General features: G+C 47.3%; 17 protein-coding genes, 3 tRNA genes and 1 other RNA gene. 6 read left to right on the top strand and 15 right to left on the bottom strand.

Annotation, left to right across the window (positions count from 1 at the left end; translation table 11 throughout):
* The first annotated feature begins 254 nt into the window (after window positions 1-254).
* Window positions 255-1367 (top strand): PcfJ domain-containing protein, encoded by a 1113-nt coding sequence (locus THICY_RS02725; protein ID WP_013835087.1) that lies wholly within the window; start codon window positions 255-257, stop codon window positions 1365-1367.
* 230 nt (window positions 1368-1597) lie between these two features.
* Here THICY_RS02725 and THICY_RS08710 read toward each other — a convergent pair whose 3' ends face one another.
* The 9 genes from THICY_RS08710 to THICY_RS02690 form a co-directional block, all read right to left on the bottom strand.
* Window positions 1598-1747 (bottom strand): helix-turn-helix transcriptional regulator, encoded by a 150-nt coding sequence (locus THICY_RS08710; RefSeq protein WP_083816658.1) that lies wholly within the window; start codon window positions 1745-1747, stop codon window positions 1598-1600.
* Between the two features lie 48 nt (window positions 1748-1795).
* On the bottom strand, window positions 1796-2185 hold the full coding sequence (locus tag THICY_RS02720; protein WP_013835086.1) for an addiction module antidote protein: 390 nt from the start codon (window positions 2183-2185) through the stop codon (window positions 1796-1798).
* A 112-nt stretch (window positions 2186-2297) separates the two neighbouring features.
* The gene (locus tag THICY_RS02715; RefSeq protein ID WP_013835085.1) at window positions 2298-3203 is read right to left on the bottom strand and encodes a nucleotidyl transferase AbiEii/AbiGii toxin family protein; all 906 of its coding nucleotides are present in this window, start codon (window positions 3201-3203) and stop codon (window positions 2298-2300) included.
* Entirely contained in the window at window positions 3200-3973 is a 774-nt protein-coding gene (locus tag THICY_RS02710) for a type IV toxin-antitoxin system AbiEi family antitoxin (protein WP_013835084.1), read from the bottom strand. Before THICY_RS02710 ends, THICY_RS02715 begins: the two co-directional genes overlap by 4 nt.
* 136 nt (window positions 3974-4109) lie before the next feature.
* Window positions 4110-4280 (bottom strand): hypothetical protein, encoded by a 171-nt coding sequence (locus tag THICY_RS08745; protein WP_157862711.1) that lies wholly within the window; start codon window positions 4278-4280, stop codon window positions 4110-4112.
* A 223-nt stretch (window positions 4281-4503) separates the two neighbouring features.
* Window positions 4504-5541 carry a hypothetical protein gene (locus THICY_RS02705; protein WP_013835083.1) on the bottom strand — a complete coding sequence of 346 codons (1038 nt, stop codon included), beginning with the start codon at window positions 5539-5541 and terminating at the stop codon, window positions 4504-4506.
* A gap of 124 nt (window positions 5542-5665) precedes the next feature.
* Window positions 5666-5741 (bottom strand) — tRNA-His (locus THICY_RS02700).
* Between the two features lie 20 nt (window positions 5742-5761).
* Window positions 5762-5838 (bottom strand) — tRNA-Arg (locus THICY_RS02695).
* A gap of 48 nt (window positions 5839-5886) precedes the next feature.
* Window positions 5887-5964, bottom strand: a tRNA-Pro gene (locus THICY_RS02690).
* A gap of 170 nt (window positions 5965-6134) precedes the next feature.
* Here THICY_RS02690 and folD point away from each other — a divergent pair.
* The 4 genes from folD to recD all read left to right on the top strand — a co-directional run bounded on the left by folD (window position 6135) and on the right by recD (window position 15562).
* Entirely contained in the window at window positions 6135-6983 is an 849-nt protein-coding gene (folD, locus tag THICY_RS02685) for a bifunctional methylenetetrahydrofolate dehydrogenase/methenyltetrahydrofolate cyclohydrolase FolD (RefSeq protein WP_013835082.1), read from the top strand.
* Window positions 6984-7145: 162 nt separating this feature from the next.
* Complete coding sequence (recC, locus tag THICY_RS02680; protein WP_013835081.1) at window positions 7146-10406, top strand: exodeoxyribonuclease V subunit gamma; 3261 nt, start codon at window positions 7146-7148, stop codon at window positions 10404-10406.
* A complete protein-coding gene (recB, locus tag THICY_RS02675) occupies window positions 10393-13920 on the top strand; it encodes an exodeoxyribonuclease V subunit beta (RefSeq protein WP_013835080.1) in 3528 nt (1175 codons plus the stop codon). Before recC ends, recB begins: the two co-directional genes overlap by 14 nt.
* 1 nt (window position 13921) lies before the next feature.
* Window positions 13922-15562 carry an exodeoxyribonuclease V subunit alpha gene (recD, locus tag THICY_RS02670; protein WP_013835079.1) on the top strand — a complete coding sequence of 547 codons (1641 nt, stop codon included), beginning with the start codon at window positions 13922-13924 and terminating at the stop codon, window positions 15560-15562.
* On the opposite strand, the gene THICY_RS02665 is transcribed toward recD, so the two are convergent.
* From THICY_RS02665 to THICY_RS02645, 6 genes are all read right to left on the bottom strand, one after another.
* Window positions 15542-16003: a YaiI/YqxD family protein gene (locus THICY_RS02665; protein WP_013835078.1), complete on the bottom strand. Its 462-nt coding sequence runs from the start codon at window positions 16001-16003 to the stop codon at window positions 15542-15544. The genes recD and THICY_RS02665 overlap by 21 nt on opposite strands.
* 84 nt (window positions 16004-16087) lie before the next feature.
* Window positions 16088-16445, bottom strand: a transfer-messenger RNA (tmRNA) gene (gene ssrA, locus THICY_RS08705).
* Between the two features lie 22 nt (window positions 16446-16467).
* Window positions 16468-17835 carry an anti-phage deoxyguanosine triphosphatase gene (locus THICY_RS02660; RefSeq protein ID WP_013835077.1) on the bottom strand — a complete coding sequence of 456 codons (1368 nt, stop codon included), beginning with the start codon at window positions 17833-17835 and terminating at the stop codon, window positions 16468-16470.
* A gap of 45 nt (window positions 17836-17880) precedes the next feature.
* Window positions 17881-19296: a glutamate--tRNA ligase gene (gltX, locus tag THICY_RS02655; RefSeq protein ID WP_013835076.1), complete on the bottom strand. Its 1416-nt coding sequence runs from the start codon at window positions 19294-19296 to the stop codon at window positions 17881-17883.
* 169 nt (window positions 19297-19465) lie between these two features.
* Complete coding sequence (locus THICY_RS02650) at window positions 19466-20353, bottom strand: DUF5718 family protein (protein WP_013835075.1); 888 nt, start codon at window positions 20351-20353, stop codon at window positions 19466-19468.
* Window positions 20350-21450 carry a mechanosensitive ion channel family protein gene (locus tag THICY_RS02645; RefSeq protein WP_013835074.1) on the bottom strand — a complete coding sequence of 367 codons (1101 nt, stop codon included), beginning with the start codon at window positions 21448-21450 and terminating at the stop codon, window positions 20350-20352. The genes THICY_RS02650 and THICY_RS02645 overlap by 4 nt, the downstream gene beginning before the upstream one ends.
* A 130-nt stretch (window positions 21451-21580) precedes the next feature.
* On the opposite strand from THICY_RS02645, the gene THICY_RS02640 reads away from it, so the two are divergent.
* Window positions 21581-23371: a M61 family metallopeptidase gene (locus THICY_RS02640; protein ID WP_013835073.1), complete on the top strand. Its 1791-nt coding sequence runs from the start codon at window positions 21581-21583 to the stop codon at window positions 23369-23371.

Below are 23371 nucleotides of genomic sequence, written 5' to 3'. Positions count from 1 at the left end.
TTATGCCTCGTTATTTACTCATTAAATATTAGGGGCTACTAACCCAATTTCGGCAAGTTAATCTTTAAGGGGATCTTATGTATCCAATGTTTTTTTGCGTAAATTACCCCAATATAACCACGCCATAACTTAATGTCAAAGTCTTACAAAACTCATACGACAAGCATTGTCGATATCATTAACCCAAGTTTTGCACGTTAGCCTTCATTTCATTAAAATGAACCTTCTACCACCCTTTTTTCCCGGGAGTGACTATGGTGCAACCGCTTCGTATTGATATGAGCCAAACCTTTGGTTACCCATTGGCACTCGAGCTGACACCTTGGTCGGAAGGGGTTTCTTGGATTAATGATATTTCGAATCAGCGTTTTGTAAACGCTTACCATGAAGATAAGGGCTTATCACTGGCTTGGTTGTTTAACACGCCGGAGGGTACGCATTGGCATGCTCAATTTCCAAGTGAACTGGCAGACGCCCTGCTCGCTTTTGAAACACGGTTTCGGCAACATACCTTTAGTAGTTTATGGTTTGTGAGTCGCTCAAAAGCGGCGCAAGAGTTACTGGTTAGCGCCCCACTGTTGGTGTGGTTTATTATGGAACACGCCAAGCAGGCCTGCTTAACACCGGATGATGTTTTTCCCTTGTTTGGGTTAAAGCGCACCCAAATACTCGCATTGCACAACCTGCCCGCCAGCCCTGCGGTATTAAAACTGCTCAATAAATATCAAGCCACCGATTTTAACCAACAAGATATTCATCTCATTCGTGAACTCTATGCCCGCTTTGATGCGCGTTTGCTCAGTCGGTTCCAACGCCTGCACCGCGACCTAGCGATTTGGTTAATCGATCAGCCCGATATTATGGACTATCCGTTTATTTACGATTTAGACGATACCGACATTTTGAGTATCCGCACTACCTTGCGCGACACCTTAGCAATGGCAGGCCAAGCAGAGCAACCCCAGGCGAGACGACAACTGCAAAACTGCCGCCAACTCGATGGCCTGCATGCCCTACACGATCGGTTAGTGACCCACTACAATCGTCTGCAACGGGCAAAACATAAGAACACCCTCTTCCCAGCTTGTCGGTTAAGCGGTAGTGACACGATTGTGCCGATTAGCAATACCTATGACTTACTGCAAGAAGGGAGCGATATGAAGCACTGCATTGGCAGTTACAACCCTCGAGTGTTGCGTGGTGAGTATTTTGTGTTTAAAGTCTTAGCACCGGAACGAGCGACCCTGGGGCTTCATTATGTTCGCGGGGAATTGAAAGTCGACCAACTTCGGCTAAAGCGCAATGCCACACCAACAAAAGAAACTCAAGAAGCGGTGTATTGGTGGTTAACCAATCAGGAAAAGTGATTCTGTAGTAGATTACAGAAGAACTCGAGTATCACAGAAAAAACAAAAATTAAATAGAGATAAGTGCTTGAAGTGACAGGAAAGTTGGGCGGTCGAAGGGGATCGAACCCTCGACAACAGGCATCACTTGGTAATCTGACACCGTCAGAATATCGGTTGGTAAAAACGCACGAACAGACCTCTAAAAATGCATGGCATTAACTAGAGGATGTTTACACTTTGGCGAGTTTTCAAGCGTGGTTTTGCGTGGTGTAATCAATGCTGGGCTCAATACGCTCAATCGCCGATTGTTGAACACCGGAAGCCTGTGCTAATTCCGCTTGAGTCATGCCCAAATGCTCGCGCCAACACTTGACCAACGGCACATCATGTTCATACAACCAAGCCTGCTGATACGGTGCAAATCCATAAACCCGCCCAATCGTAATTTAGTTAGTTTCAGTATTAGTTTTAAAATGCGCATCCAACTTATCCAGTAAAGCCAAGCCCTCTTTCACATCGCCTTGTGCCGCCATTGTTTTAAAACGGGGTTCAGTGTCGAATTCAACAATCATATCTACATGAATCGCACGCATTACTCGGGCAATTGTGTCCCATTTGGGTTGGACTTTGCCGCTAAATGTTTTGTATAAACTTTCTCGGTTTAAACCGGTTGCCTTTGATACCTCGGCTATTCCATGATGTTTAGCTAAGTGCCCCAGTGCATTAACGAATACATTAGGATCTTCATCACGAAAACATTCTTGAAGATAAGCATTTATTTCTTCTTGCGTTTCAAAGAAGTCAAACGGATTAAATGGTTTTAGCTTTTCTGGCATATTTTAAACCTTAATGTCTTGAAAAGTGGCTAACAGCCTATTTTCACTCCACTAACAATTGATCGAACGTAATGCGGATGGCTTCGTCAGCGCCATTTCTTACACGATCCAATTAAACGTTGCCTGTAAATAGAGCCTGAAGTTCACCCAACTGTTGTTGGTAACTCACAGGATTCAGTTGTTTAAACTTGGCTAGGTTGAGTAATTTCCATTTAACTGATGGAAAATGTCTGTAATCGTAAATCGACCAATCCGGCTCCAATCGGTTCACACTCAGTAAAAACGCCTTATCCTGATCATTTAAACCGGCTTTTATAAGCTCGATAAGTTTAAACCGAGTTGTTTCATAATCTTCGTAACTGAATGGGTGCGTGGTCATCCCTTTAAACTGCTGTTCAAAGGCTGTGCGCTGGTCTTGTAGGTTCGGATTTAGCATCTCATGTGTCGGTCTATTACTGCTTACAAGACCAAACATCAACCCTTGTTTTATTTCTTCTGTAAAACCTTCATTTTCAAACAACAGTTTAACATCAAACAAATCTCGCGGATGCTGCCGGTCAAGAGCCGCACAGAGTTTGCCTCCATACAGTTGAGCCATAGGCACAATCCGCATCGCGCAAAAAACATCAAATGCTTCCTGCGCCATTTCGCAAAGCATCATTGCTTTTGGTGAAGCCAATACCCCTCGGCTGATCATATTCACTTCAACTTTAATGATGACGCCACGCTCTTCAATAATAAGTTTGCAAACCTCAGCTTTATGCTCAATCCGCACCGATGGGCGAACCGTTTCTATGCGCGCTTTTATTCGTAGTAACGCGGCATTAATACCTGCAAGTGTTTCATTTCGGCCAGCGATTTTAAGGAAAGTTAAGTCGATATCAATCGATAGACGAGGCATATTTCGTACAAACAAATTAATTGCCGTTCCACCGTGCATCGCAAAACAGGTTTCTTTGGCCACATCTGGCAAAACATCTAACAAAAGCGCAACCTGTTTTCGATAGATTTGATTCACAACACCGCCCCAGCTAAGGCTTTAGGGATCGTTATCTGATACTTGGATACATAAACGCCATCGGTGACGAGCGAACGCTTACCCGACCCCAAATCTATTTTTTCAAGCTGAAGATACTTTAACCAATCATGTCCGGCTTTTTCCGCCATGAACAAAAACAACCGCTTAACCTTAACAGATGAGCAGGTTTCTAAAAGCGTTTGAACGCTCGTTGGGCGTAGGTTATTCAAGCCTTCCATTAGCTGATAGGCTTCCACTAAGGATTCTGTTTCCGATGTTAAATATAAACACTCCATGATTGCCCTAGCCGGGCTAGAAACACGAATACTAAACGTCTTGTACTCCATATCAACTAAACCTAGGCTGGGTGGTAGGAACGAAGTCAACTTACAGTCCACACTGACACCCCAATCGCGACGTTTAAACCAAAGTGGCAACTTATCTTCTCTCGCGCCAAATAGCTGTGCATTAGCGCTAGATAATTCAAGATAATGCGCCTTACCTTGAAGATTTAAAGCGGTTTTCGCACCTGGGTGAACGGATAACCCCAATTGGTTTTGCAAGGCAAACACGCCACCCAGATAATCGACTTGATCGCCGTGACGAATCATTGCGCCAGTGCTAATTGAATCAAGCCACCTGCTTTTTCGATATTGCTTTTGAAGATCAAGGCTATAACCTTGCTCTTTTAACCATGCGGAGGTCAACACAATACCCAAAGGCTGTGAGCCGATAAGATGGTTTATTTTAGTTATTTTTTCGGTATCCATAATCCATATAATTAATTTTATTTAAACCAATCTAGTAAATTGGTTTATATTTTATCTTTTTAGGGGTTAAATAATACCTTAAATTAGACAATTTTAAACACCTAATTTCGGATATAAGTGAACATCCGGCTGCTTTTCATTCCACCAACAATTGATCGAGCGTAATGCACATGGCTTTGGCGAGCTTTTCAAGTGTGGTTTTGCGTGGGGTGTAATCGATACTGGATTCAATTCGTGCGATCGCGAGTTGTTGGTCACCGGAGGCCAATGTCAATTCCGCTTGGGCATACCCAAATGCTACCGCCAACACTTAACCAACGGCACATCATGTTCATTCAACCAGGCCTGCTGATCTAGCAAGGCCAAACCTTCTTTCAAATCACCTTGCGCCACCAAATCTTTGAGTCGGTTGTGTTGTTCATGACACTGGCGTCAATGACAATAACAGTTTGCTAACCTCTGCTTTATTTGGTGTTTTGCCACTAATCTATTCTGTTAGCTTAAAACTTTCGCCGTAAGCGGTTTACTCATTAAGTATTAGGGGCTACTAACCCGATGTCTGCAAAATCCATCACCACATCAAGTAGCCGTTGTTGTAGGGGGGTTATGCCGTTAGCAACAAGCTGTTCGTCTAGGGTAAGCAGCCATTCAACATAATCCAATTGACTGCTAGGTGCGTTTAGCTGTTGGGCTAGCAGGCCTGCTAAAGCCAGTTCGTCTTTCAGTGGTTTTTGGGGGTCAAAGTCTTGGGTAATGGCATTAGTAGCTTCGTACACCTGATCAATGACTGTTAGGGCGGGATGTAAAATTGCCGCGTCGGCATCGGCTTTAAGCGTTTGCAGGCTGTCAGCTATGGCGGCCAATTCTGATTCACCGCGCCCCCAGGCCAAAATAATCCAAAGCAGTGCGGCTTGCTGTTGCACAGGCAACCACTGGCCTATCTGTTCATGAATCTGTGGGGCAAGTTGGGTAATGCGTTGCTCTAGTTGGCGACTTTGCTGATGGCGTTGGCGTTGCTCTAAGCGTGCGGGCAGGCTTTGTAAAAAGCCGCTCAGTTGCACCAGACCTGTCCAGGTCGCCTTGAGCAGATATACGGCAAGGTTCACCACTAAAATCAGCAGATTAGCCGCAAACAGCATGGTGTGATAGAGCAACATCGCAACGCCATACGCCATTTGCAATTGCGCGGCTTTTTTACCCCGCACTTGTACGCCAAACAGTTTAGCGGATGAGCGGTTGGGTTTGATCCAATTAAAAGTACCGAGCTTGTTTTTGGTGGAGACCGTTACGCCGGTTTTAGACAAATTGAGCTTGTTGGGACCTTTGCCATAGCGCCCGCGTACGACTAACCGTCCATTTTGCATCGCGACTTGAGTGCCTTTGGCCACACGTCGAGAAACACGTAAGCCGTGCTTGGTGTTGCCAGTAATATTAAGGCCTGCCGCTTTAGTTTGTGCGCGCAAGGATACGCCACCGGTGCGACTGGCACGGGTATAGCGGGTACGGTGTTCAATGCGGACTTGGCGACCGTCTTGGTCTTTACGACCTAGGTTAGTGAGATTTGTCATAGGGTATGAGTATCTTAACGTAAATATACTCAACATAATCACCAAGGGTGTTATTGTCAAAATACAGGAAGATTGTTGCGACAAATTTTGTCGTTAAGAGATGTTTTGTGTGACTGGGGGAAAATGGGGTGGCCGACGGGGATCGAACCCGCGACAACAGGAATCACAATCCTGGGCTCTACCAACTGAGCTACGGTCACCATAATGTAAGGCGTTTAAATGGTACGCCCAGCAGGACTCGAACCTGCAACCCTCGCCTTAGAAGGGCGATGCTCTATCCAGTTGAGCTATGGGCGCTCATTCGAACCTGGGTTGTTTATTAAAGTAGCTTTAACAAACGAAATATGGTCGGAGTGGAGGGATTCGAACCCCCGACCCTCTGCACCCAAAGCAGATGCGCTAGCCAGGCTGCGCCACACTCCGATAACGTCCAATGACTTAGGTTTCTAACCCGTTTGTATCCGTCAAAAGATGCGCGTATTGTATAGAGCACTCCGAATGCTGTCAACTAGCCCTAATGCTTTTTTTACATTCATTTTGTAATATTTCGGTTATGATTATCAGCAGGTTAATTTGAAGGAGTTTTTCGGACAATGTCTGCAAACATTTTAGATGGTAAGGCTATTGCGGCCGAGGTACGTGCTGCCATTAAAGCACAGGTTGATGAACGTATTGAGCAGGATCAACTGCCACCAGGCCTGGCGGTGATCCTAGTCGGCGAAAACCCAGCATCACAAGTGTATGTGCGCAATAAGAAAAACGCCTGTAAAGAAGTGGGCTTTGCCGACTTTGCTTATGACCTGCCGGCGACCACAACCCAGGTTGATTTATTAGCGTTGATTGATGAACTTAATGCCAACCCTGAAGTGCATGGCATTCTAGTACAACTCCCCCTTCCCGATCACATTAACCCCGAAACCGTGATTGAACGTATTAGCCCGGCGAAAGATGTGGATGGCTTTCACCCATACAACGTAGGACGTTTAGCAACCCGCATGCCCAAACTCGCGCCGTGCACACCACATGGCGTTATGACCATGTTAGCGAAGACTGGTATTGAATTGCGCGGCTTAAATGCCGTGGTTGTTGGGGCATCGAACATTGTGGGCGTACCGATGGCACTCGAGTTATTGAATGCCCGTGCGACCGTGACGATTTGCCACAGTGCGACGAAGGATTTACCAGCAAAAATTGCTGAGGCGGATCTGGTGGTAGTAGGCGTTGGCATTCCCAACATGGTTAAGGGTGACTGGATTAAACCCGGCGCCATTGTGATTGATGTGGGCATTAACCGCTTGGACAACGGCAGGTTATGTGGTGATGTTGAGTTTGAGTCTGCAAAAGCACGCGCTAGTTGGATCACACCGGTACCCGGTGGTGTAGGGCCCATGACCATTGCTACCCTGCTTGAAAACACCCTAGTGGTGGCACAAGCGTCTTAACTTCTCGCAACATCACGGCGGCTGCTGGCCGTCGTAATCCCATGCAACACGACACCTCCTGTCGCCACAATCTTGCTAGCATCTAGCTAAATAATATCAAGACTATAAAATAGACTTTTTAGGGATAAGTCCTGCCGTATTGTTAAGACCCAAAGGCCCATTATGTTCACATTACACACCTCAAATAAAACGGAAAACCTGCTAGCCCACCTCAACAAGGTGTTTGAACTGCAACCCTTGTCAACTCCGTTTGCGCGTGAGGTGTTTTTGATTCAGTCGCAGGGTATGGAACGTTGGTTGTCGCAACGGATTGCCGATGCGTTTGGCGTGTGTGCCAATGTGGACTTTTTGTTTCCGGGCAAGTTTTATAATCAAATTGCACAAGCGATTGACTCGAATTTAGACAGCCAGTTTTTTGAGCGCGAACAATTAATCTGGCGCCTCGATGCCCGCTTACAGGATTTAAGCCATGCCGATTTACAGCCGTTGCAGTCGTATTTACAAGGTGATCAACTGGCGATAAAACGCTTTGGATTAGCCCAACAACTCGCCCAAGTCTTTGACCAATACCAATTGATGCGACCAGATTTGCTGGCCAGCTGGCAAAAAAATCAAACCGCCACCACCCACCCTACGGAAATTTGGCAGCGCCGTTTGTGGTTGGATTTAATCGCCGATACCGACCAACCCCATCGTGGCAAGGCCTGGTTACAGGTGATTGAGCGCCTAAAACAAGCGCCTGCAGGTGATACGGCGGCCTTTGCGCTACCCGAACGCATTTCGGTGTTCGGTTTAACCACCATGCCGCCGTTGTTATTGGATTTTCTGCATGCCCTGGCTCGTCATACCCAGGTGCATCTCTATTTAATGCAACCTTGCGAACACTATTGGGGTGATATTCGTTCTGGCAAGCAAATGCGTATTGAGCGGCTTCAGCCCGAGCAACTAGCGCAGATTGGCGAGATTAATCACCCGTTGTTGTCGTTACTCGGACAGCAAGGCCGTGAGTTCCAACAGATGATTTTAGAACGCGGTGAACTCGATTGGGAATTTGATAGCTTTGAAGCTTTTGGTGATGAAAGCTCGCCAGCCACCGCACCTACCGCCTTAACCTCATTGCAAAACAGTTTATTGAACGGCCAATTAAATGGCAAGATCCCGGTTACAGACGACTCGATTCAGCTGGTCAGTTGTCACAGTCCCATGCGTGAGCTGGAGGTGCTAAAGGATGCCCTTCTAAAGCAACTTGATGAAGACCCGAGCCTGGAATTGCGGGATATTTTGGTGATGGCGCCGGATATTTCGGTGTACGAACCTTTTATTTCCGCGGTTTTTGATAACAATACCGCGACCACAGATACCGCGACCTCACAGCTGCCATTTCGTTATGCCATTGCCGACCGTAGTTTGCGCTCCTCCAATGAATTGCTCGACACGCTGATTAATCTACTCAACCTGCTCTCAAGTCGGTTTGAATGGCACAGTGTGCTGGACATTTTAGAACGCGAATCGGTCTATCCTTGTTTTGATTTAGATGCCAGTAGCCTTAGCTCTATTCGGCGCTGGGTGGCCGATACGCACATTCGCTGGGGCCGTAATGCCGAACATCGTGCCCAACTGCAACTGCCCGCTTTAGAACAAAACACCTGGCACGCCGGTTTAGCACAAATGATGTGGGGCTATGTGAAACAAGGCACCGGCATTGAAATCGAGGGCTCTGCCGCCCAAGCCCTGGGGGGCTTAGATGCGTTTGTGCGCGAGGTGTTATTTGACTATGCCGAACGCTGTGCAAAACCCTTAACCGTGCAGGCCTGGTCAAAACTCTTGCTCAATCTCATCGACAAAACCTTGCAAGACAACGCTTATAACCAGCTGACGCCACTGCGGGAAATGATACAAAAACTCGCGGAGATGCCAAGCGATGCCAGTTACCCATTAAGCGTGATTGTGCGTTGGCTGGATCTAGCCGCTGGCGAACACAAAACCTCACAAGGTTTCTTAGCCGGCCAATTGACCTTCTGCTCGATGCTGCCAATGCGCTCAATCCCGTTTAAAGTGATTGCGATTTTGGGGCTTAACGATGGCGACTTTCCGAAGATCGACCGCCATCCGAGTTTCGATTTAATGGGTCTAGCCGGTCAATTCCGTCAAGGCGACCGTTCGGCCCGACGTGATGACCGTTATCAGTTTCTGGATGCGCTCTTATCGGCACGCCATCGGCTTTATATTAGTTACATCGGTCAATCGATTAAAACGAATGCCGACTTGGCACCCTCTGTGGTGGTTAGTGAGTTATTGGATACGCTCGATATTAGCCCGATTAAACATCCCTTGCACGGTTTTTCTCAAGCCTATTTTGCTCCCGTTGGTACACTGTCTAATGGGTTGCGCACCTACAAAACCGAGGCATCGCGCATTGCGCAAGCCTTTGCGCAAAGTCAACGTTTTCAGCGTGCACCGCGTTGGTGGCAAGACGTTATTAACGCACAACAATCCGCCGAAACCCAACAACCAGGCCTGCTGATTGATGAATTAATCCGTTTTGCACGCGACCCACAAATGTATTTTATGCAGACGGTCATCGGCATTCGTTATGACGAAATTGAACAACAACAAACCGCCAGCGAACCCTTTGCGCTGGATGCACTAGAAAACTATAACCTCAATCAACGTTTGCTAAAAGCGAAACTTACAGGTGATGCCCAACTAGACCAGCTCACTAGTCGCCTGCATCAAAGTGGCGAATGGTTATCGGGCACCTTTGGACAAATCAAACTTAAACAGCAACTGACTGATTTAGCGCCCATTGCTGAACTAGTTCAAAACACCTTAAACCAAATTGGTGAAGAACAACCGGCTTACTGGTTGAGCCTTGATCTTGCTAAGGAACAACTCCAGGGTTGGCTAAAACACCATGCAAAAGGTCAAGTATATTTCCGTTACGCACAGCTTAAACCCAAAGACTATGTGCAGGCCTGGTTGTGGCATTTGACGAGCGATTTACCGACTTGGTTGATTGGTTTAGAAAACAAGAACCCAGTAGCACATCAATTTACGCCACTTGCTGAATCCGATCGCCTCGCCCAGTTAAACGCATGGAGTGCGCTCTATAAAAACGGTTTAAGCCAACCTTCGCCATTGATTATTGAGGCGGCTTGGGCCTATGTGAGCGCTAAAAAACCGGAAAAGGCGGAGGAGGAGGCTCGCAACCAAATCAACGAAAAAGTGGCTGGGCGAAAAGATTGGGTAACTAAAACCACCCATCCGCCCAAGCCTGAAATGGCGCTACTGTATCAAGGCATGTCGGTGAATGAGCTGTATAGCGATGAATTTTTAGAGCTCACCGAAAAACTCATCCAGCCGATTTGGCAGGCTTTAAACGCATCCAACACAGCAGAGGAGACACATAATGACTCATTCTAACCACTACCCTGCTTTTGAAGTGATGACCCACGATCTCAAGCCAGAGTCTTGTTTAATTGAAGCCAGCGCCGGCACCGGCAAAACCTTTTCGATTGCATTTTTGGTGTTGCGGCTGGTGGTTGAAAAAGCCCTGCCGATTGAGCAAATTTTGATCGTGACCTTCACCGATGCCGCCACCCAAGAATTACGTGAACGGGTGCGCCAGCGTTTGGTGGATGCCAAGAATGCGCTAAATGGCGAAGTAGGTAATGATGAGTTGCTTAATAACTGGTTAGCCCAGCTAGATAACATCGTGCCGAAAGCTGACGCGCAAGCTCGCTTGGTGCAGGCACTCGCCAGTATCGACCAAGCCAGTATCTCGACCATTCACGGCTTTTGCCAAAAAGTGCTCACCGAATACCCGCTGGAAAGCGAACAGGTGTTCGGACAAAGTCTCACCACCGATATGAAAACGATTTATGACGAGTTGGTTGCTGATTTTTGGCGTCAGACCGTCTACAACCGAGCAGAATCCGATGTTGAAATGATTTTATCTGTTCTACCCTCACCTAAGGATTTACATAAGCTCTTAGAAGCGGTTAAACAACCAGGCCTGGTGATTACGCCGGAGGTCCCAAATCTTGATAATTTAATGACGGAACTGCTTGCGCATCAGCAGGTCTGGCAGAATTGGATTGCGCAATCACGCCCCCAAATAGACGACTTTATCGCTGAGGCACAGGCACAAAAATGGATTAACGCGCGCAGTCAAAACAAGCTACAAGAGCTCCTGGATAATTTCACGGATGATCCGATCGCCTTACTTGCGTATTTGGAGCAAGGCAAAGCCTTTAACAAAACGGGCAAGACGGCCGCTGAGGCGTTTGTTGCAAAAATCCATCCTGGTGACACAAATTTAAATAATCAATCACGGCTATATAAAACCCTAGCAATTACTCTGCAATCGGGATTTTCCATGCATGTGCAACTTAATTTGCTGCTTAAATTACAAGCGCAAAACCTGATGAGTTTTAATGATTTAATACAGCGCTTATATCACGCGTTGCAACAGCCGAATGCTGCAAATCTGATTGCGCAAGTGCAAGGCGGTTATCAAGCCGCGCTGATTGATGAGTTTCAAGACACCGACCAATGGCAATGGGGCATTTTTTCGAAGCTGTTTAATTACGCTAGCCATTATTTGTTTTTAATTGGTGACCCCAAACAAGCGATCTATAAATTCCGTGGCGCCGACATTCACGCCTATTTTGCGGCCGCAGCCGATTGTCAAAGCCATTACACCTTGGATACCAATTGGCGCTCGCAACCCAATTTAGTGGCCGCGGTAAACCAAGTGTTTGATGTTGAAAACCCGTTTCAATTTGACGCGTTGAATTTCCAGCCGGTTAAAGCTGGAGTGACGGCGGACCCGCAGTTGGCACAACAACCGGCATGGCATTGGTTAACCATGCCCGCTAGCGAGGATGGTAAACCCTGGCCTAACAAAGCATCTGAACCGATCATTCAACAAAATCTGCTCGCCGAGATCAGTGAGTTGTTACAACACCAAAGCGTATTGCCTAAACAAATTGCGATTTTAGTGCGCTCAAATTTCCGTGCTGAATCTTATCGTCAAGCGCTAGCCCAACTGGGCATACCGGCGGTGATTAAGAGCCGAGAGTCGATTTACAGCACCCCGCAAGCCGAACAACTCTATCGGGTGATCGCGGCGATATTGGAACCGAATAACAGCCGCCTAATCAAGCCACTCTTAGGGCTCGATTGGTTTGGGTTAAACAGTGACCAGGTGCACCACATTTTAAACAGTGACGAACTGGAACACTGGTTTGAGTTGATGCAAAGCCTTAATCAACGCTGGCATAAAACCTCGTTTATCGCCGCCCTGTATACGTTGCTAGAACAAAAAGCGGTGTTTGAACACTTAACGGAGTTTAGTGATGCCGAACGGCGCATTGCCAATATTCAACAATTGGCGGAGTCGATTCAAAGTGACATTCATCAACATCATTTAACGCCGGCTAAAACACTGGAATTTGTAGCGCAGCAGCTGTCTAATCCAGATACTGATGATGCGCACATTGTGCGGCTTGATCGGGATGATGAGGCATTACAAATTGTGACTATTCATGCCTCAAAAGGCTTGGAATACGACTATGTATTTTGTCCGGATTTATGGCAAGGGAAAGCGAAAGCCAACAAGCCGACAGATCCCGTGCGAGTTTATGAGAATGGCACTTGGCTGTTAGATTTGGGTTCGGACGATTATGAAAAAAACTATGACAAAGCCTATCAAGAACAGCAAGCCGAAAACCTGCGTTTAGCCTATGTAGCGCTAACCCGCGCCAAAATTCGCAACACCGTAGTGACAGGCGATCAGCTTAGTGGTTTTGATATTTCTCCGCTGGGATATTTACAACAACAGGGACAAATGGTCAATCAAGCTAGCTCGGAAGCGGATAATAAAACAAGCCAAGCGAACAACCTATTTATCCAGCGCGAACTCTCGCTGTCGACCGAAGCTATAATCTATCAACCTCAGGTTGTTGCTCGTGATTACCAGGCCTGCTCACTGCAACGCAAAACCATCGACACGCGCTATCGGCTATTCAGTTTTTCCGGTTTGGTCAAGGCCGGACACAGCTTGGCCAGTCTTGGCGCTCAAGTATCGGCAGAACTTGAACCCGCAAATGAAGCCCCAACCGATAAAGCACAAGAGTTAAGCCTGCTCGTTCAGAGCGATAACGAACAAACCGACCATCGTTTTGATCCGAACCGTGATATTGCCCGTGGCGCCCATTTTGGTAATGTGGTGCATGATTTATTAGAGCAACAGCCGTTTGTCGATTTAGCGAATACGGCTATCGGCGTTGATGCCGAACTACGCCAACGCCTATGCCAAAAATACGGCTTAAAGCTAAACGCAACCCAAGAACAAGCGCTGGATGATTTAATGCGTCGCATCGTCACCACGCCGCTTTCTAGCGAAGACACTGATGTAACCCTAGCGCAACTTTCACCCAATAAAGTGCTTAAAGAGATGGCGTTTTATTATCGACTCGCATCCAGCTCAACTCAGCAGCTTAACGATGCGATGCCGAAAGATGTGCCGTTTTTAGCGCTCAAACCGCAACAACTGGTCGGCTATTTGAACGGCTTTATTGACCTGGTTTTTGAGCATAACGGTCGTTACTATCTGCTCGATTACAAAACCAATTACCTCGGTTCCAACTCAGCGGATTACACACCCGATCGACTGTTTGAAGAAATGCAGCATCACAGCTACGGTTTGCAATTTATGCTGTATAGCCTCGCGTTGCATCAATACCTGAGTCATCGTCTACCTAACTATGACTATGAACAGCATTTTGCCGGCGTAGTGTATGGGTTTGTGCGCGGCATGAATGGCAAAAATGCCGATACGGGTATCTATCACTATCGCCCGAACCTGGCCGATATTGAACGGCTAGCAAGCTGCTTAAACTCCGTGACAGCCAACCAACAAGGAGCCGCTTAACATGACTATCCAAACCCAAAACGCAACTGATTCTGCGACCTTGTCAGCTGAAAGCGATGTGACTAACTCCTTTTTAGACCACCGCTTAGCGGCGTTTTTTGCCCCGGATAATCCGGCGTTGGCGAAGATCATTAAAACGTTGTCACGCGCTCAGAGTGAAGGCCATAGTTGCATCCAGCTTAATAGTGAACAGCAAGCGATTATCAAAAATAATCCGAATGACGCTTGGGTATTAGATGGCGATTTACTGTATTTTGCTCGTTACCATCAATACGAAACCGAATTGGCGCAAGCCCTGAAACAGCGTGCCAATATAGATGTCCCGCTTGCGAATGCGCCTGAACTGTCGCGCTATTTTGACGACCCGCATCAACAACAGGCCGCCGAATTGGCCCTGACCAAACAACTGGCGTTGATTACCGGCGGTCCGGGGACTGGCAAAACCACTACCGTGGTTAAAATCTTAGCGCTGCTGATTCAACAAAACCCCTACGCCACCTTTGCCCTCGCCGCCCCAACCGGCAAAGCCGCAATGCGTTTGCAAGAATCGATTACTAACAGCAAAGCAGGCCTGGTGAATCTGTTTGACGCGGATTTGCTCAATCACGTGCCACAAGAGGTTACCACCTTACATCGATTGCTCGGCGCCCGACCGCTAACCCCTGTATTTAAACACCATGCCGACAACCCGCTCAGTCACGATGTGATTGTGGTCGACGAAGCTTCGATGATTGATTTGGCGCTGATGAGCAAACTAGTGAAGGCGTTAAAACCCGATGCGAAACTGATTTTGCTTGGAGACAAAGACCAACTCGCCTCAGTGGAATCGGGCTCGGTATTGGCCGATTGTTATCGTGCGTTACAAAATAATCGCGTCGAACTGCAAACCACTTATCGGTTTAATGAACAAATTAAACAGCTGGCGCAAGCTGTGAATCAACAACAGGTTGAGCAGGTATTGGCGTTATGCCAAGACGCAAACAAAACCGATGATACGACCGCGATAAATTTTAAATCGGTTAAGCACGCCCGCGACTTAAAAGGTTTTATTCAACACCACTATCGAGCGTACTTTGAACAGGCGGCGAAAGTTGACAGTGAAGATGCTATTCGTGCGCTGTTTGAGACCTTTAACCAATTTAAAATCCTTACTGCCACGCGAGAAGGTGATTTTGGGTTACATACGTTTAACCAGCTCAGTCAACCGGATACGATTTTGCCGCATTGGTATACTGGACGAGCCATCATGATTGAGAAAAACGACCCCGCCACCGGCTTATATAATGGTGACATCGGTCTGTGTTTGCCGGATATTGAGAATCCCAACAGCGGTCAACTCAAAGTATATTTTATACTCGGTGAAAGCTTGCGAGCGTTTGTGCCGAGTCGGTTACCAAGCCATCAAACCGCGTTTGCAATGACCATTCACAAAAGCCAAGGCTCTGAATTCGCACACGTGATGATCGTATTGGGCAATGAATTAAACAGCAAAACCGAATCGCTGATCACCAAAGAATTGCTATACACCGCGATTACCCGTGCCAAAACGCAGGTTACAGTCGTTGCCAATCAAGAGCTGTTAGCACAATGTGTTAGCAACCCAATTCAACGCCACAGCGGGTTAGCGGATTGTTTGAGCTGATTGTTGTTGCAGCCAGCGATCGAGTTGATTGGCGAAAGCTTGCCGGTCGGCTTGGCTGAAAGTGGCGGGGCCACCGGTTTGGATACCACTGGAGCGCAGATTTTCCATAAAATCGCGCATCGTTAAACGGGCTTTAATATTGCTTTCGGTATAGAGTTCGCCGCGAGGATTTAAGGCTAAGCCACCCTTCGCAATCACTTCGGCAGCCAGCGGAATATCCGCAGTAATCACCAAATCACCCGCCGATAACGCCTGCACAATATGATTATCGGCAACATCAAAACCTTTTGGCACCTGAATTAGACGAATAAACGGACTACCCGGAATCGCCATCGTATGATTCGCCACTAAGGTCACCGAGGTTTCGGTGCGCTTGGCCGCTTTAAATATGATTTCTTTAATGACTGCCGGACAGGCGTCGGCATCAACCCAGATTTTCATGCTGCTCACTTTTGATTTTGATATTCGATTTTGAAACTTATTCTGTAGCTATAAAAAAACCCGCAGTTGCGGGCTTAGGGTGTTTGGTGGAGCTGGGCGGATTCGAACCGCCGTCCGGAAAGCATCCATCGGAGAATCTACATGTTTATTTAGTCTACTAATTTAATCAGAACGCTGCCCGACTAGCAGGGAACGCGTTTGACGAGTTTGTCAGTTTTAACAAGCACCTACCCAAACACGCGATACTTGCGATTCCGTGTGAGATGATACGGCGTCGGGTGCCACGAACAACTACCCCGGGCCGCACCAGCGGGCTTAAGCCGCTAGAGCGTAGTTATCGTCGTTTGCAACTATAACAATGTGAATTAAGATTTACGTGCATCATTCAGGCACGACATGCCTCTCAAACTTCAATCTCCCCGTCGAAACCAAGTACAGCCCCGCGAGTGACTGATTATTATACGCTAAATACGATCGAAAACAGACCCTTGTTTGGGTAGAAAGAACTTTTCGTAAAGTTTTGAGGCATAGTTGTTGGTCATACCGGCAATATAATCACATATAACCCGTTTTTGCGCGCGTTCGGTGGCAGCTTGATTGAATTTAGCCAGGGTATTTGCTGGCAACAACCGATCGGCATTCGCCTCAAGCGCTTCAAATAGGGTCATTACAATCAACTGCCCTTTATATTCCATACCCTTCACTTCCGGAATGGTAATCACATTTTTGAATACGAATTGCTTTAATAACTCCAGCACTTGCGCTTGTGCTTCCGGTAAGCAGGCCTGGTAACGCAACAAGGGATGACTGAACTGCTCCTGTTCCACTACACAAATTTCTTCCACCATCAAACCGACCATTTTAGACACCGCATGTTTGCGTTGTTTGGAACTACCACTAAACAACCGATCGGTCATGGTGTCATCCCAAAGACGGTGCGTTTTAAAATGCGGATGCTGCATGACTTCGGCTTGCCACAGCTCACGGCTAACCATTTTCATCGCCACCGCATCTTCTAAATCATGGATACCATAGGCAATGTCATCGGCCAGCTCCATAATCGTGGTATCAAAAGCCTTAAATTGGGTGCGCACGCGTTGTCCTAGCCCTGGTATGGGCGGCTGTTTTAAGCCTAAAAAGAGCGTGCGATCCTGGTCATTAAACGGCGCCAACACCCACTCAAACACCGCCGCCTCTTCTTGATACAAGCATTTTGGTGGATGCCAGGGTTTCATATTCCAGGTTTTAAAATCGGTCACCGGTGCTAGGTTTAAGCAGGCCTGGTAATCCTGATCTTGTTCGGCCAGGTCTTCATAAATCGCCGGATATTTCATCACACCCAAAGTCGCACGACGGGTTAGATCCAGACCGTTTTGCGGCGTATATTCGCCCAAATGTGCCAAGATGCGTAAGGTTTGAGCATTGCCTTCAAAGCCACCGTGATGGCGCATCATATAATTGAGCGCTACTTCACCGCCATGACCAAAAGGCGGATGTCCTAAATCGTGGGCTAAACAAATGGCTTCAATTAGATAAGGTGAAGGTAACCAGGCCTGGTAATTGTCGGCATCATCACGCAAGGCTAGATGCTCGACAATACCGGAACCAATTTGCGCCACTTCCATCGAATGGGTTAAGCGAGTGCGAAAAAAATCCGATTCATTAAGCCCAAAAATTTGTGTTTTCGATTGTAAGCGCCGAAACGAGGCAGAATGAATGACCCGCGCTCGGTCACGCTGGTAGGCCATGTGGGGCGGGCGCGTCGACTTACGCGCCGGATCGAGCATTTCAGTATATTTTTCTACCCAGATTGCCTGCTCGTGCTGATCCATACTATGCCCTCGAAGCTGGTTAGATTAGTTGTTACTTGTTACTCGTTATTCGCTCTTTGCAGCTCGTGCGGCGATAAAATCTAACGCCATTTGCAAGCGTACGATACAACGATGCTGACCGATCAATGCTGCGGTGGCATCAATAGACGGCGACTGGCCACCACCTGTAATCGCCACACGCAATGGCATGCCAACCTTGCCCATACCCAGTTCCAACTCGGTCGCAGTATCCTGAATCGCATGATGAATACTGGCGCTATCCCAGGTTTTCAGGTCGCTAAATTTTTGTAGCAGTTTCGCCAAAGGCTCCGCTGCAACAGGACGCAAATGCTTCTTGGCGGCATCGGCATCAAACTCGGTGAAATCTTGGTAAAAATAAAGCGCACTTTCCGCCATTTCAACCAAATTACGTGCGCGTTCTCTTAACAAATCAGCGACGTGTTCTAAGGTCGGACCTTGCGATAAATCACAGCCTCGCTCCGCCATAAAATGCGATAGATGCCTTGATAAATGGCCAGCTGGCGCTTCCTGAATATGTTGTTGGCTTACCCATAGGCATTTTTCTTCATTGAAGGTGGAGGGCGCGGCGTTAACCGCATCTAAGTCAAAATTTTCAACCATTTGATCAACCGAGAAGATTTCTTGATCGCCATGCGACCATCCCAAGCGAATCAAATAATTAAGCAAGGCTTCTGGTAAATAGCCTTCTTCTTTGTATTGAAGCACACTCACCGCGCCATGACGCTTCGACAAACGCGCACCGTCTGGACCTAATACCATTGGGATATGGGCATATTTTGGTATCGGCGCACCGAGGGCTTTTAAAATATTAATCTGGCGTGGGGTGTTGTTGAGATGGTCATCACCGCGGATAACGTGGGTGATACCCATGTCCCAGTCGTCAACCACGACGGTTAAGTTGTAGGTGGGTGTGCCATCCGAACGGGCAATAATAAGATCATCAATTTCGGAATTTTTAACCGTAACCTGCCCTTTTACCATGTCCTCAATGACTACTTCGCCGTCTAACGGGTTTTTAAAGCGCACCACCGGCTTGATACCTTCCGGTGGCGTGCCGGTAAAATTTCGGTAACGACCATCATAGCGCGGCTTTTCACCATTTTGACGCTGCTGCTCACGCATGGCATCGAGTTCTTCTGGCGTGGCATAGCAATAGTAAGCATTACCCTGCGCGATTAATTGGGCAATAACGACTTTGTACCGGTCAAAATGATGGGTCTGAAAAAATGGCCCTTGGTCGTAATCCAAACCTAACCAAGCCATACCTTCCAGGATCGCATTGACCGATTCTTGCGTGGAACGCTCTAAATCCGTATCTTCGATTCGTAGAATAAACTCGCCGCCCATTTTGCGCGCATATAACCATGAGAATAAGGCAGTACGCACACCGCCAATGTGTAAAAACCCAGTTGGGCTTGGGGCAAATCGAGTACGAATCACAGTTGACTCCTAGAAAAGAAATAAGGCTGAATTATAACCATCATTGGCACTGAAAGCGACCATTGCTTGGTTTATCAATGCGTCTACCAGTTATGCAAGCTAGACGACCCCATAACTTAATTTTATTAACAACTTACATTAACAAATTGTTAATCTTGATAATTTTTTGTCAGTCTTTGTTACTATCCAGTTGGCGAACCTGTTGCATCAGACAAATGCCACCCTGCTCTAGCAAGGTTTCACGGGCGTTCGCGCTCATCCATTGCCCCTGTTCGGCTAGCGACAGCGGTAAAATACCAATATGTAACTGATCACCCGGTTGCAAATAACACGCCTCACCAAAAGCGGTATAACGGGTGGCGCCCAGGCTGATAATGAGTTGTTTGGGTTGCGCCAACTGCGCCAAAATAGCGCGCATATCTTCAAGCGGTCCTTGATCCCGCTGACTTTTCAGTTGGTTTATCAACCAATCCAGCAACGCCTGATTCCAATAGCTGTAATGCTTCACGGGCGTGGTTTGACCATAGGCGGTTACCAGGCCTGCTCGCACTAATGAACAAGCAATCACATAGTCTTGCAAACAGCCCTGTTCACTGAGCTCATCCAGCTCAAACCAATCTTGGCTAATACCGGTCGAGGCACTTCCCCAGTTCTTTTTAAGGCTAATTTTGGGCGCATTGATACGATTGGAGCAGTCATTGAAGGCGGTAAAAGCTTGTGGCGTTAAGCTCTCAACCCAGCCATGTTCATCGTAAGTTACCGCAAAGAGCACCGCCAATTCTGGCTCAATTTGTAACCGTGGTTGCTGAGTAAAATCCGCCGCAACGACATGATGCGACAGCGGATAGACACCTAAAAAATTGCTAAAACCTGGCAAGTAAATCGGAAACAAACCTTTCGGCGCGTTCTCCGATTCCGTGGCAATATTGACAAAATCACTGGCCTCACCGGCTTGGCTCAAATGTTCTGCAAAATTGCCGGCAATCCCTAATACCGGCAATGCCGCTAATTCTGCCTCAGTTAATCTAAAAGAGCGCAAACCGGCATGACAACTCATTGCTTCCCCTTCGTTTCTTGCGCACTGATATCATCTTGCAGGCCTGGTGGTAGGGACTTAATGTAGAGGTCATGCTTACTGTAGGGAATTTCAATGCCGGCTTGCTGAAACCGCTTGAATATTTGCGTATTCAAGCTGTCTAAAACCCGTGAGCGAATTTCTGGATCGGCAATCCATACTCGCAACGAAAAGTCCAAACTGGAGGCGCCAAAGCCCATAAACCGAACAGCGGGCACCGGGTCTTGTAATACCTGGGGATCTGCTTGCGCGACCTCTAATAGAATTTGGCGAACCCGATCAATATCACTGTCATAAGACACGCCGACATTCGCGGACATTCGCATACTGACAAAACGCCCGGACGATTGGTTCACCACCTTGCCATTGGCCAATACCGAGTTAGGAATGTTAATTTCCACATCGTCGCGGGTTAAAATTCGGGTAGAGCGCAAGCCGATTTGCGTCACCTTACCTCGGTCGGTGCCATCGACCACAATATAATCGCCAATTTTAAAGGGCGAATCCGCCATAATAAACAGACCGGACAAGATATTGGCCAAGGTATCACGCGCTGCAAAACCGACCGCGATACCTATCACCCCCGCCGAGGCAAGCCAGGCCGTCATATTGATGTTCCAGGTTAAAAACAACAAATAGACCGCGACTAAAACAATTAACACCGCAGACAGGTTATCCAGCACAGGTAAGGTTTGAGGGCGAATAAACGAGCCTTCCTGCTGTCGGGTACTTTGTAGCTTCAAACCAAATTGCGATGAGCGATAAATAAATTGGCCCCAGATCATAATATTAATGCTGGTTAAGATACGATTCGCGTAAAGCAACAGCTCCTCATTAAAATCAAACTGCAGATTCATAATCATACTGATGGCGATAAACACCACCGACACCATAATTGGTAGGCGAATATGGATTAACGCATAGGCTAAAATCTCGCGTTGCTGCTTAATTGCCCAGCGTTTTGGACCTAGCGTTATAACAAGATTAATAAGCCATGCGACCACCATCGCAATCACTAAATAACCGACGGCTAAAGCCAGCGGGTGGGTTAAACCAATATCAGCCATCCAGATAGCCATTTGTTTATTACTCCGAGTTATATTACTGCTAAGTTTGTTACTTATTTTGCGGCATAAGTTCCTTGATTAGCAAGTTATCTGCTACTTAAGGCATAATAAACCCCATTATAGATTTCAATTAGGGTTTAGCATGAACAACATCCATTATCAGTTAACGCTTCATGATTACCGCTCGCATCGCCTTGCGCTGACACTTAACATTCGTCAGCCAAATGCTGATGGTCAAATGCTCCGTTTACCCAAATGGATTCCTGGCAGCTATATGATTCGTGACTTTAGCAAGCACATTATTAATGTGCGAGCGACCACCCAGGACGGCCGCCCCCTAGCCGTCACGGTTATCGATCCGAGTCATTGGCAAGTCGCACCGCACCCGGGTTCTATTCAGGTGCATTATGAAGTCTATGCTTGGGATTTATCGGTACGCGGCGCCCACTACGATCAGCAACACGCGTTTCTTAATGGCACCAGTTGTTTTTTAGAGGTTGTAGGACAATCCAAGGAACCGCATAGTCTGGACCTACTCGCCGATGAATGGGCGCAGCAGCAGGCCTGGTCGGTCGCCACCACCTTACCTGCGCTGGCGCTAAACCCGCAGGGTTTTGGTCATTATCACGCCAGCAACTATGACGAACTCATCGATCACCCAATTGAAATGGCCGCGTTTAAAGAGGTGCGGTTTGACGCTGGCGGTATTGAACATCGCATGGTTTTAACCGGCGTGCATGACGCGGACTTAGATCGTATCGCCCAGGATCTGGCACCGATTTGTGAAGCACAATTGGCTTTTTTTGGCGAGCCGGCGCCGTTTGAACGCTATATTTTTATGGTGATGGTGACTGGCGACGGCTATGGCGGTTTAGAACACCGTAGCTCAACCGCATTAATCTGTTCGCGCGACAGCCTGCCCTATGCCGGCATGGACAAACCCAGCGATAAATATCTCGAGTTTTTAGAACTTTGCTCCCATGAATACTTTCACAGCTGGAACGTAAAACGTATACAACCGGCTATTTTGCAACAGAGTGATTTACAAAGCCCAGCTAGTACCCAACTACTATGGTGGTTTGAAGGCGCAACCTCTTATTACGATTTATTGTTTTTGTACCGAGCTGGCACCATAGACCAAACCACTTACTTGCAAAAGCTTGCTGAACAACTGACCCGCGTTTATCGCATGCCCGGACGTTTCCAGCAAACGCTGGCCGACTCTAGTAAGCAGGCCTGGACCAAGCTTTATCAACAGGATGAGAATGCTCCTAATGCGATTATCAGCTATTACACCAAAGGCGCTTTAGCGGTTATTGCCTTGGATTTAACCTTGCGTATGCACAGCCAAGGACAAAAAAGCCTTGATGATCTCATGCGATTGCTGTGGCGCGACTATGGAATACCGCAAGCAGGCCTGGTGGAGGATCACATTGAACAGCTCGCCGGGGAGCTGGTTGCTGCCGACTTGACTGAGTTTTTCCAGCAAGCTTTGCATAGTACAGCCGATTTACCGCTTGCCGAGCTATTTGCTCAGGTAGGTATTAATTTTGCATTACGCCCACCAGTGTCGAATCCGGATCTGGGCGGCACTGCGAAGGAAAATCCCAACGCCAAGCCCTATTTAAATCTGGGTGCGAATCTGGTTAACAGCCAAAATCAGAGTGTGAAATTAACTCATGTTTGGCATGAACGCCCGGCACATAAAGCCGGCCTCAGTGGTGGCGATGAAATTATCGCCTTAGATGGTCTTCGGATGAGCAGTGTCGCGCAGTTAGACAGCTATTTACAGCGTCGTCCACTGGGTGATCGATTAAACTGTCATTATTTTAGACGCGATGAATTAGCAGTAACGCACATTACTCTAGACAGTCCACCTGCTGATCGGGTGGTGCTGACTGCAGAACAGACTTATAGTTGGCCGGAGAAATAA

Origin of the sequence: Thiomicrospira cyclica ALM1 (assembly GCF_000214825.1) — a bacterium.
Lineage (GTDB): Bacteria > Pseudomonadota > Gammaproteobacteria > Thiomicrospirales > Thiomicrospiraceae > Thiomicrospira > Thiomicrospira cyclica.
The sequence above is the reverse complement of the archived record's forward strand: the minus strand, read 5'-3'. Positions and strand labels throughout refer to the sequence as shown.